Origin of the sequence: Bacillus sp. S4, from assembly GCF_040838205.1 — a bacterium.
GTDB lineage: Bacteria > Bacillota > Bacilli > Bacillales > Bacillaceae_G > Bacillus_A > Bacillus_A cereus_U.
Genome location: NZ_JBFPJI010000113.1, coordinates 1 through 10,819, shown reverse-complemented (window position 1 = coordinate 10,819; position 10,819 = coordinate 1). Strand labels below are relative to the sequence as shown.

The window sequence follows — 10,819 nt, the reverse complement described above, 5'->3', positions numbered from 1 at the left end:
GATATATAAATAAAAAATTTAGATTCTTACAATTGTTATTTACGTTAAATTAAAATTTAATATAAAGTTCTAATTAATAGTTCTTCTCCCTTATTCCGGTTTTATACAAGTGTACATATGTTGTATTTCTGTGTAAGCCCACTTTAAATATAAAAAGCTATTCTTTTTGTAAAATTATTATAGATAGCAAGGTGTTTTTGTATGAATCTATCGATTTCTGTTGAACCACAATTATTTTCTAAAGAATTACAGCGATATATGTCACCACATACTTTAGGTAAGTTAGCAAGAAAAAATAGATTACCTGCACACTAAAAAGTCTAGCGAACAGGTAATCTAAGTGTTTTGAGATTAATATAAAACTAATTTATTTTTTGAATTCTTCCATCAATAATAGGCTGAATTGGTTCTTTTGCTTGTTTTATATAATCTACTAATGCTTCAAAATCAGTTGGTCCTGTTTCAGCATCTTTCCCGTTTTTAAAGGACACAAATCCATCTCCACCTGAAGCTAGAAATGCGTTCGCAACGACGCTGTAAGTTTTAGAAGGAATAATTTCTTCTCCATTTGTTAAGCGAATACTTGTGACTTTTTCTCCATTTGGCTTATTCGCATCCCAAGTGTATTGGATCCCTGAAATTTGAAGCATTCTTGTTATGTCTTTTTGCCATTGTTGATTTAAAATATCACGAATGTCTTGACCCGTTAAATTAACTTTTATTAATTGATTTCCGAATGGTTGAATGCCATATATCTCTCCCCATGTAATATCACCAGCATCTAAGTCATTACGAATACCACCAGGGTTCATAAGAGCAATTTGGGATTGCATTCTTGCACGCTGGGCATCAGCAACTAAATTGCCGAGGGTAGATTCACCAGCCGTATTTAGTTTACGATCTAGTGGAGCGGTAGACTTACCAACAACTTCATTGACAAGAGGTGCGATTTTTTCTTGATATTTCTCCATCTTCTTCTTTATTTTTTTATCAGGCTCCATGCCTTCATGGTAGGTTGTAACAATTTCTGCTTTTTTCTCAACAATATCTTGTGTCTTACGATCAATCTTTACATCAACATCAGCAAAAGCCATACCATAAGAATTTGCTTGTACGAGAAGTTTATTATTAACAGTTCCATTTACATAGGTGTGGCTATGCCCTCCAAAAATAACATCGACTTCTGGATCAGTCTCATTTGCTAATCGGGCGATATCACCATTTGTTATACCGTTCTCATTTGTTGTACCTCCGTTATGCGCAAGAACAACGATAGATTTAACGCCTAGTTTTTTTAATTGCTTTACGGACTTGTTAATGGCTTCAACTTCATCTGTAATTTCTACATTCTTTAGCATAGTAGGCATAACAAGGTTAGGAACATCTGTTGTTACGACTCCGATAAAGCCAACAGGAACTCCTTGTACCTTTTTGATAGTAAATGGTGGTAAAAATAGACGACCGGTGGATTTATTATAGAAATTTGCGGCTACATATGGGAATTTTGCTCCTTTAAAATTCCCTGTTTTTTCATGGTATCCACCATAAATTAGGCGCTTCATTTCTTCAATGCCTTCATCAAATTCATGATTTCCTATGGTTCCAACATCAAATTTTAAATCATTTAGAAATTCAATCGTGGGCTCGTCCTGTAATAATGCTGAAACAGGAGGACTTGCTCCAACAGCATCGCCAACTTGAACCTTTAATGTATTCGGATTTTGTTTTTCACGATCACGTAAATAAGCCCCTAAGTACTCGATTCCCCCTGCATCTTTATTGTTAATTTTCTTTACAGTGTCTAGTTGCCCATGTAAATCGTTAATACCGAGCATTTGTACATCTATGTAGCGGTTTGGTTCTGTACTTGCTTGAGCTGAAGGCGCAGCAAATACACTTGAAAAAGTAACTGTACTTAATGCTAAAGCAACTGGAATGATTTTTTTTAACATAAAATTTTCTCTCCCCTTATCACAATTTGACATTATATGATATAATCTGACATTATACGATATAATTTTAATAGATTAAGAGGATTATTTCTATAAAAATTCTACTAATTATAAAAAATAATAAAATTTTATTGTTTTCCGACAAAAGACTGCTTCCTCAAAAATGTGAAGATGTGAAACATCAATTTTAGGTGGGAGATGAATATCGGTAGGCGTGAGCCTACGTTTTTTGATTAGGATATAAAGAAAAAGGATTCTGGTGCAAAAATAAAATACAGAAGAATAAAGCACATATATTCCTAACGGAATCGTATCTTATGCTGCAAGTCCAAACAATTGATGGATGAATTCTTTCTGATTTTGGACAGACTGGTCCCGTAAATCAAGCTGCTCTTTTTTAATCATATGCATGGCTTCTACTCCAGAAAGAATGGATGTAGCTGTGTCAAAACATTTGAACCCTAGCATAGAACGGATTCGCTTCTTTATAAAGCGATGATCTTGTTCTACTATGTTATTCAAGTACTTTTGTTGTCTAAGTTGCATACCATCAGGTATGCTTTTTTCTTTTTTCAACTGTTCAATTGCTATAGGATAAGCCGGGTTCTTATCGACTGTTATAACACGTGGCTTTGAAACATGAAAAGACCGCAAAGCTTTCTTGAAAAAGCGCTTTGCAGCCTTCTGGTCTCTTGTTTTGTTTAGGAAAAAATCAATTGTGTTTCCTTTCGAATCAACAGCACGATACAGATACATCCATTGACCTTTTACTTTGATATATGTTTCATCGACTCTCCAAGAGTCATTTGTTTGTTTGAGGTGACGGCGGATTCGTTTGTCCAATTCAGGACCATACTGATGAACCCAACGCATAATCGTTGTATGAGAAATGGATAAACCCCGTTCTTCTAGCATTTCCACCAAATCACGAAAACTGAGGTTGTACCGTAGGTACCATCTTACCGTTAACAAAATAATATCAGGCTGATAATGCTTCCATTTGAATACATTTTCCTTTTCCATACCAATCACGCCCCCTTTTTAAAGTAATAGTAACAGTATGTCCAAGATTTATAGATTCATTGCAATTGTCCTTAAGTTTTTGCACCAGAACCGGATTTTCTATTCCCCCAAAAAAAGCACCCCACTGGATGCTTTTTTTGTTCTCTCTATAATTCGCTTAGTAGTCTCTATTCCATTTCTAAAAGGTTTGCTTGCTGCACCTTATTAATTTCCTCTATAACTGGTACGTTGGTCCAAAAGGCAAAAGGCAGCAATCAAAATCATCATCTTGATTTTCCGCAATTGGGAGCGATTATTGAATAACTCTTAGAGTTAAACAGCTTTATTGTTATATTTTTAAGTATAGTGAAGTATTCTGCATCAAAAAAAACAATTTTATTTTGACCCCACCCTAAAATCAGCATGGGGTTATGTGTGTTTGAAGTTTTAAAATTAAATACCTATATAGTCACTCTACACCTGCCCTTTAGTTTAAGTGCAATCCTTCACAAATATTAAATTTTGCTTGGGATTCTTATTCCATTAAATGGTCCAATACAAAAGAAATAGCACAATTCTTATTAGAGAATTGTGCCCAATTGTTGAAAATCAATTAATTCATTTTTTTAAACTTCCCCCTATTAAATTTCAATAAGTATAGGTACAATCATTGGTTTTTTCTTAGTATGTGTATATACATATTGTCGTATTGATTTTTTTATTTGTTTTTTCATTACATTCCATGAGTTTCTATTTGCTTCTTGTAGCTCGTTAACAGTTTTTATAGTAAGTCGATTAACGTCTCTTCGGAGTTCCGAGAAATCTCTATCCACAAATCCACGAGAAATGGTATCGGGGTCAGAAATCAACGTTCCTTCCGCTTTGCTCATAGTTAAAATAATCATGAGCATCCCATCCTCTGAAAGTTGTTTGCGGTCTCGTAACACAATTTCCCCAATATTATCGACATCCGCCCCGTCTATGTAGGTATTCCCCACCGGTATTTTCCGGGTCTGACGGGCAATGGTATGTTCAATATCGACGACATCCCCATTATTGATGATAAACGTGTTTCCTTGCTCTACTCCAACGGATTCCCCTAACAAACGGTGATGGTGCAGCATTCTAAATTCACCGTGAATGGGAATAAAATATTTTGGTTTCATTAATGTAAGCATTAGTTTTAAATCTTCTTGATAACCATGGCCAGAAACATGCATTCCGGATGTACTTCCTGATCCATAAATCACTTTGGCTCCAAGGGCAAATAAGTTGTCTACGATACTCGTGATATTTCGTTCATTCCCGGGTATTGGACCTGCTGCAAAGATAACCGTATCTTCAGGTAAAATGTCGACACCGCGAAAGTTTCCTGTGGACAGGCGAGCAAGAGCAGCCAATGGTTCTCCTTGACTCCCCGTGCATAAAATGGCCACCCTTTCAGGAGCCATTTCATTGATTTCATGTGGGTCAATTAACATTCCATCTGGAACTGTTAAATAACCACGTTCCATAGCAACCGCTATGACATTAACCATACTTCGTCCAAGCAACGCAATTTTTCGATTTGTTTTTTGTGCTGCATTCACGACTTGTTGAACGCGACTAATATTTGAAGCAAAGGTAGAAAGAATAACTTTGCGTTCGGCTTTCATGAAAGCTGCTTCCACATGTTCACCTACTATTTGTTCCGATGGGGTCAAACCAGGACGCTCTGCATTGGTACTCTCAGATAATAGAAGCAAGACCCCTTCTTTGCCGATTGCAGCCATTTTATGAATATCCGAATTCTCATTATTCGCAGGGGTTAAATCGAACTTGAAGTCCCCTGTATGTACAATATTACCCTCTGGTGTGTGAAAGACTATTCCCAAGCAATCAGGAATACTATGGGTCACTTTGAAAAAACTTACCCTTATTTCTCCAATTGTCAAGTTTGAGTTTGAGTTGATTTCAATAAGTTCACTTTCTCTTAGGAGTTTATGTTCTTTTAATTTGATTTCAATTAATCCTAGTGTGAAGCGTGTGGCATAAACGGGTACATTCAATTTTTTTAAGAAGAACGGGATCCCCCCGATATGATCTTCATGTCCATGTGTGACAATTAAAGCCCTGACTTTATCTTTATTTTCTACTAAATAAGCTATATCAGGGATAATCAAATCAATTCCTAATAAACTTTCATCTGGAAACTTATTGCCACAGTCGATAATCACGATATTGTTTGAATATTCAATTGCATACATATTTTTTCCGATTTCATTCAAGCCGCCTAAGGCGAAGATAGATAATGCATTCTCTATTGTACTCAAATTTATAACCTCCCATTTTAAATATAATCTTAGTATGCCCTTTAGGTTTCCCTTTATCAGTAGGTTGAATGCTCGAGATTCCTAGAAAAAAGGGAACTTTAGACTTGTTTTTACCTAAATATACTGACTACAACATTGATGTCTTCGTTTCACACATTGTTATCGAGGTCTTTCCTCCCATGGAGACAGCTGCTATTGAAATCACTCATGGTTTTCGATTCTTAATAACGATGCAATTCTTTTTTAAGAAATGCGCCCGATAATGGAAGATCGTTATGCAGAAGTCATGCGGCACTTACATTGTAGAATAGCCCTCTAAAACAGAAGAAGCTCTCCTCATACTAATTGCATAGCTTAGGGTGAGAACAAATTCTTCTAAATCATATCTACGTGCATTGGAAAAATCGTTGTCTTCACCTTTAACACTGAATCCACATCTCATCAGAACCTTAAGGAATACTTCAAATTATTAGCTTGATGGACATGGGACGACACCCTAATATGCTTGGATTAAAATCATTGCAAACAGCTAAAAAGGTGAGTGCAAGAATAGAAGTTATGCATATAATCAAAAAAGGACAAACTCTCCAAGATGAAAAGTTTGTCCAAAACCATGATTTCTTTGGTTCAACAATATAAAATTCAGTTCCGCTAGGAATCTTTCGTTCTTTTTTCATATCTCACTATTTTTGCATCAGAACTAACAATAGTGAATTAGAATAATGACTTAATACTTGCTAGGACAGTAAGGATACCTATAATAATGACAAATACATTGCTCATTTTCCCTCTATATTTAGCTAGTACAGGCACTTTACGAATTGCATACATTGGTAATAAACATAAGATAGCAGCAACTAACGGTCCGCTAAGGGCATCAATGATTCCAAGAATACTTGGATTTGCATAAGCAACATACCAGCATGTTAATACGACAAAAGTAAGGATCATTGTCTTAACTGTTTTTTCTCCTATATCTTTCCCGCGTGTTTTACCGGACTTAATAATCATGTCACGCATTACTTCATATGCTCCTATATAATGGCCAAGGAAAGACTTTGTAATAGCCACAAAAGCAATGATAGGAGCTGCAATCGTGATTACAGGCGAATTAAGCTCATTAGCAAGATAAGATAGGATTGACAAATTCTGTTCTTTTGCCATCATAAGATCATTTGGAGTCAAACTCAAGGTACTGCTCCAAACAAAGAACATAACAACAGCGAATGTCATGATATAACAAACTTTTTGTATTTGAGCACATTTGGCATCAGTAGCTTCTATTCCATACGTAGCTCTCTGTTTCATAACAAATGACGAAATCATAGGAGAATGATTAAACGAGAATACTATGATTGGTAGTATCATCCATATCGTTCCCAAATATCCTGTTCCTGTTGAAGCAGTAGAAACACTTGAAAAACTAAGCATTGACGTATTCCACTGTGGAATCAAAGATATTGAGATAAAAAGTAGAGAAGCTATGAAAGGATATACTAGCATGCTCATTATCTTTACAGTGATATCTTGACCAAAATTTAGTATAGCGATAAGACCGAGTACTAATACAAGCGATAAAATGGCCCTTGGAGGCTCCTGCATGTGCAATTGATGCACGATAAAACTACTTGCAGTATTTGTAAGTGCAACAGAATACATTAGCACGATTGTATAAATTGAGACGAAATATACTATGTTAAAAATGATACTTGCCTTATTTCCAAAATACTCTCTTATTGTGCCTGTAATCCCCTCTTCAGCAGAATTGGAAGCATATATCATTTTAGCAAGCGCCCTATGTGAGTAATACATAACTGGATATGCAAGTAATGTAATTAGTAGTAATGATAATACCCCCCCTGAACCTGCATTAATCGGTAAAAAGAGTACTCCTGCTCCAATGGCTGTTCCAAAAAGGCTCAATGCCCAGGTAGTATCCTGTTTATGCCACTTTGTAGGATCTGGATATTTCTCATTTTTTACTGCAGTATTTTCAGCCTGAAATTCTATTTTTTTTGCAGTATTCCCATTCATATAATAATTCCTCCTTGTGTCCTATTCTTCCGTCTCTTTTTAAGGCTTAGGAATATAGACCGTTCTTGAAAAATGAATTGCTTACAAAGTGCGCCACATCGTGTGTCCTTCTTCTAAGTTGATCAAAATCGAAAAATTTGCTAGTCATCAACCTGATGGGTTTGTTAGCTCTTACAAAACACTTTAATTATATAGTAGTATATTTTAGTGATAATGGCTCTCAATATACAGACATCCTTAGGAGAACAATAGAGAATAGGATTGTTAACTATTTCACAATATTTCCGATAACTGTTTATTAATTTGATTGTTTCTCCCCAAAGATTTTATTTTTAATGGCAATCCCTGTAGGTGTGGCCGCAATTCCGCCTAAACCTGTCTCTCTTAATTCGCGAGGCATCTGTCTTCCAACTCTATACATCGCTTCAATAACTTCGTCTGCATTGATGATATTGTTTACGCCGGCTAATGCGATGTCTGCTGCTGCCAAAGCATTTGCCGTTCCAATAGCGTTTCTCTTTACACAAGGAATTTCTACCAAACCAGCGACCGGATCACAAACTAGACCGAGTAAATTTTGTAATGCGGTTGAGAAAGCTTCAGAAGATTGCTGTGGCGTTCCTCCGGCAGCTTCTACCGCTGCTGCAGCCGCCATTGCTGAGGCACTGCCTACTTCAGCTTGACATCCTCCGTACGCTCCTGAAATACAAGCGTTATTTGCGACTATCGTTCCAAATAACGCTGAAGTGAATAGAAAATGGATCATATCTTCATGAGTTAACTGCAACGTATCTTTAATACTATATAGGACTCCCGGGATCGTCCCACTCGCACCTGCTGTTGGGGTTGCACAAATAGCCCCTAATGCAGCATTTACTTCATTAACACCGATAGCACTTTGAATCCCTAACACCATCAAATCTCCAGAAAGAGTTTTCCTATTTTCTCGATAGTTTTTAATTTTAACAGCATCACCTCCGGTTAAACCGGTCGGAGAAAATACCCCGTCGCCCTCGATACTTTTATTTATGGCATTTTCCATAGTCGCTAAATTTCTTTCCATTTTACTCCAAGCTTCTTCATAAGAAGTTTTAGTTTGTTCGATTTCCTGTTCGATTGCTAATTCATAAATTGGCTTTTGGCTTTTATTAGCTGCATCCACAATTTCTTTTATGGTCATATACATATTTTTTCACCCCTTAAAGTAACTAAAGAATAATGATATTAGCTATATTGCTTAAATTTCCTAATTCCTTCTGAACATAACCAGGCAATAGCGAATCCAAAGCGAATGCATATAAATATTTTCTGTTTTCTTCTAAACTATGAAAGTTGTTAATTTCCACATCATATTGTTTAAAGATCCTGCGTAAGACAAATTCAAAGTCAGCTCTTTCGGAAATCGCAATAATAACTGGCAATGGCCCCTGCAGATCTAAGCTAAATCCGTCAATTTCAACACGTTTGACTTCAATTAATCCACCGCCGACCGAAATACCCATCGTTCTAATACTTCGGCTTTCATCCTCTAAATATACATCTGCCGTATTTGGATGACCAGCAGGACTATCACCCGCTTTTTCAATAAAGGTAATGTCAATTCCTTTAGATTCTGCTATTAAAATAGCATCTGGCACTTTGCTGTCATCGGCAGCAAATCCTAATATCCCAGCAATAATTGCAAAATCAGTTCCGTGTCCTTTATGGGTTTCAGCAAATGATTCATAATACCTTACCACGACTTTTTTTGGAAGACCTTGAAATAATTTATTGGCAACTGTCCCAATAGCCAAAGCACCTGCAGTATGTGAACTTGAAGGACCTATCATTACCGGCCCAATCACATCAAAACAACTTTTGTATTTAACAACCTTTTTTTCTTTAATAGATGCTACATTCATGTTCATATAAGCACCCCCATAATTTATTATTTTTAATTGCAGTTGAATCTGAGATATTTGAATGACCAATTCAAAATAAGATCAAGTTGATAACGCTTTCATATTTCGTGTTAATAAATTTCCCTTCTGATCACACACCTTTCTTAGAGTAATCATATCAGTATGTCCAATTTTAGAAGGTTACTTGCAAGGTCTTTAAAATTTTTGCACCAGAACTAGGTTTGATATTTTCTCTAGAGGTAATAGATTATCTCTCGACGCCCTCATTATAACTTGTATATTTATGAGTCTAATATTTTTTTATTTTTAGAAAGATTGAATAAACAGAATCTTGAATGGATAATAAATTACACTTGGCATGTAGCAATTGTGTCCATTGTTTGAAGCTGTATTAGTTAGTAGAAAAGCAAAAATAACACAGAGTTCCTTTCATTAACACATTGATTATATTGGAAAATCATTATAAAGATACTTATACTTTCCTTTGTTGAAACATCTTATTTTAGACGTGAAAGCTGTTGCAATAAATGATTAATGTAGATGGAAAGGAATAAATTAATGAAATATAAAATCATATTCGGATATTAATAATACATTTTGCATTTATATACATTTTCAGAAAAAAGGAACTTCTTTTCGGGGTAGAACCACATCGCTATCAAGCTAAGAATTTTGACTATCCCTAATAAAAACCTAATGTCTTCATGAATTTCTTGAAAATTTCAAATCTAACTGTACCTTTAAAAAAAAGATGTACCGTTTTAAAGAAAGTTGCACCGCTTTATCCCTTTGTATAAAGGGATATTTTTTGTGTGTATGTTTAATTACAAAAAACATTTTGTCAAAAATACTTTACTAATTGTAAGAAATAAATTACAATCTTTTCAAGAGGTGTTGCTATTGTTACATAATAAAATTGTAGTTTGTCGAGCAGAAAAAGGTTGGACTCAAGAAGAACTGGCAAAAAGAGTGGGGATTAGTCGTCAAACTATCGCTACTCTTGAAAAAAATAAATATAATCCTTCTCTAATTCTTGCTTTTAAAATTGCAAATATATTTGAAAAGTCAATAACTGACGTGTTCGATTATCAGGAGGAGTGAGACATATGTTGTGGTTAAAATCTTTATTTTTAGTTTTAATATTCATCAGTCAGATGTATGTAATAAAATTCCAATCAAGTGATGAAGCAAAAGACGAAAGAGGGAGAGAAATCCAATATAAAACAAATAATGTGTTGTATAACATCCTATCTTTAGGTATCATTGCTATTATTATTTTTCAATCGATAGATATTGTTCCTTCAGAATTTCTACCTGATTTATTGTTATATTTTGTGCTTTCATTAAGTGTGCTAGGCAGTATTTTTATATTTATCAACAGGAACAGGAAAAATTACTAATATGAGTTAGGCTTTTTATCTTGTTCTGTTAGGCGATTGAACAAAATATTTCTTTTAAAAAGTGAAATTTATATGCTAATCATGAAGGGATATAGTTAAACAAACAGCTGAGTTTATTTAAGTAGGCCACATAAAATGATCAATCTTTTTTATAAAAAATTAAGGAATCCAAAATTAAAACCCACACATTTTGATTAAACTTTTTCAAAGTGTGTGGG

Annotated in this window: 8 protein-coding genes and 1 pseudogene; 3 read left to right on the top strand and 6 right to left on the bottom strand. The window is 35.0% G+C overall.

Annotation, left to right across the window (positions count from 1 at the left end; translation table 11 throughout):
- Window positions 1–362 precede the first annotated feature (362 nt).
- The 3 genes from AB3X48_RS12775 to AB3X48_RS12765 form a co-directional block, all read right to left on the bottom strand.
- Complete coding sequence (locus AB3X48_RS12775) at window positions 363–1,952, bottom strand: bifunctional metallophosphatase/5'-nucleotidase (protein ID WP_215582830.1); 1,590 nt, start codon at window positions 1,950–1,952, stop codon at window positions 363–365.
- Window positions 1,953–2,267: 315 nt separating this feature from the next.
- The gene (locus tag AB3X48_RS12770; RefSeq protein WP_002187387.1) at window positions 2,268–2,975 is read right to left on the bottom strand and encodes an IS6 family transposase; all 708 of its coding nucleotides are present in this window, start codon (window positions 2,973–2,975) and stop codon (window positions 2,268–2,270) included.
- Window positions 2,976–3,595: 620 nt separating this feature from the next.
- Window positions 3,596–5,266, bottom strand: a complete 1,671-nt coding sequence (locus AB3X48_RS12765; RefSeq protein WP_016103676.1) for a ribonuclease J — start codon at window positions 5,264–5,266, stop codon at window positions 3,596–3,598.
- 498 nt (window positions 5,267–5,764) lie between these two features.
- On the opposite strand from AB3X48_RS12765, the pseudogene AB3X48_RS12760 reads away from it, so the two are divergent.
- A pseudogene (locus tag AB3X48_RS12760) lies at window positions 5,765–5,905 on the top strand (IS6 family transposase); the annotation flags it as partial.
- 75 nt (window positions 5,906–5,980) lie between these two features.
- On the opposite strand, the gene AB3X48_RS12755 reads toward AB3X48_RS12760, so the two are convergent.
- The 3 genes from AB3X48_RS12755 to sdaAB form a co-directional block, all read right to left on the bottom strand.
- The gene (locus tag AB3X48_RS12755) at window positions 5,981–7,300 is read right to left on the bottom strand and encodes an aromatic amino acid transport family protein (protein WP_002144101.1); all 1,320 of its coding nucleotides are present in this window, start codon (window positions 7,298–7,300) and stop codon (window positions 5,981–5,983) included.
- A 298-nt stretch (window positions 7,301–7,598) separates the two neighbouring features.
- Window positions 7,599–8,486 (bottom strand): L-serine ammonia-lyase, iron-sulfur-dependent, subunit alpha, encoded by an 888-nt coding sequence (gene sdaAA / locus AB3X48_RS12750; protein ID WP_002120780.1) that lies wholly within the window; start codon window positions 8,484–8,486, stop codon window positions 7,599–7,601.
- Between the two features lie 22 nt (window positions 8,487–8,508).
- Window positions 8,509–9,207: an L-serine ammonia-lyase, iron-sulfur-dependent subunit beta gene (gene sdaAB, locus AB3X48_RS12745; protein ID WP_016103672.1), complete on the bottom strand. Its 699-nt coding sequence runs from the start codon at window positions 9,205–9,207 to the stop codon at window positions 8,509–8,511.
- 894 nt (window positions 9,208–10,101) lie between these two features.
- On the opposite strand from sdaAB, the gene AB3X48_RS12740 reads away from it, so the two are divergent.
- On the top strand, window positions 10,102–10,302 hold the full coding sequence (locus AB3X48_RS12740; protein ID WP_016103671.1) for a helix-turn-helix transcriptional regulator: 201 nt from the start codon (window positions 10,102–10,104) through the stop codon (window positions 10,300–10,302).
- A gap of 5 nt (window positions 10,303–10,307) precedes the next feature.
- On the top strand, window positions 10,308–10,601 hold the full coding sequence (locus tag AB3X48_RS12735; RefSeq protein WP_016103670.1) for a hypothetical protein: 294 nt from the start codon (window positions 10,308–10,310) through the stop codon (window positions 10,599–10,601).
- Window positions 10,602–10,819 lie beyond the last annotated feature (218 nt).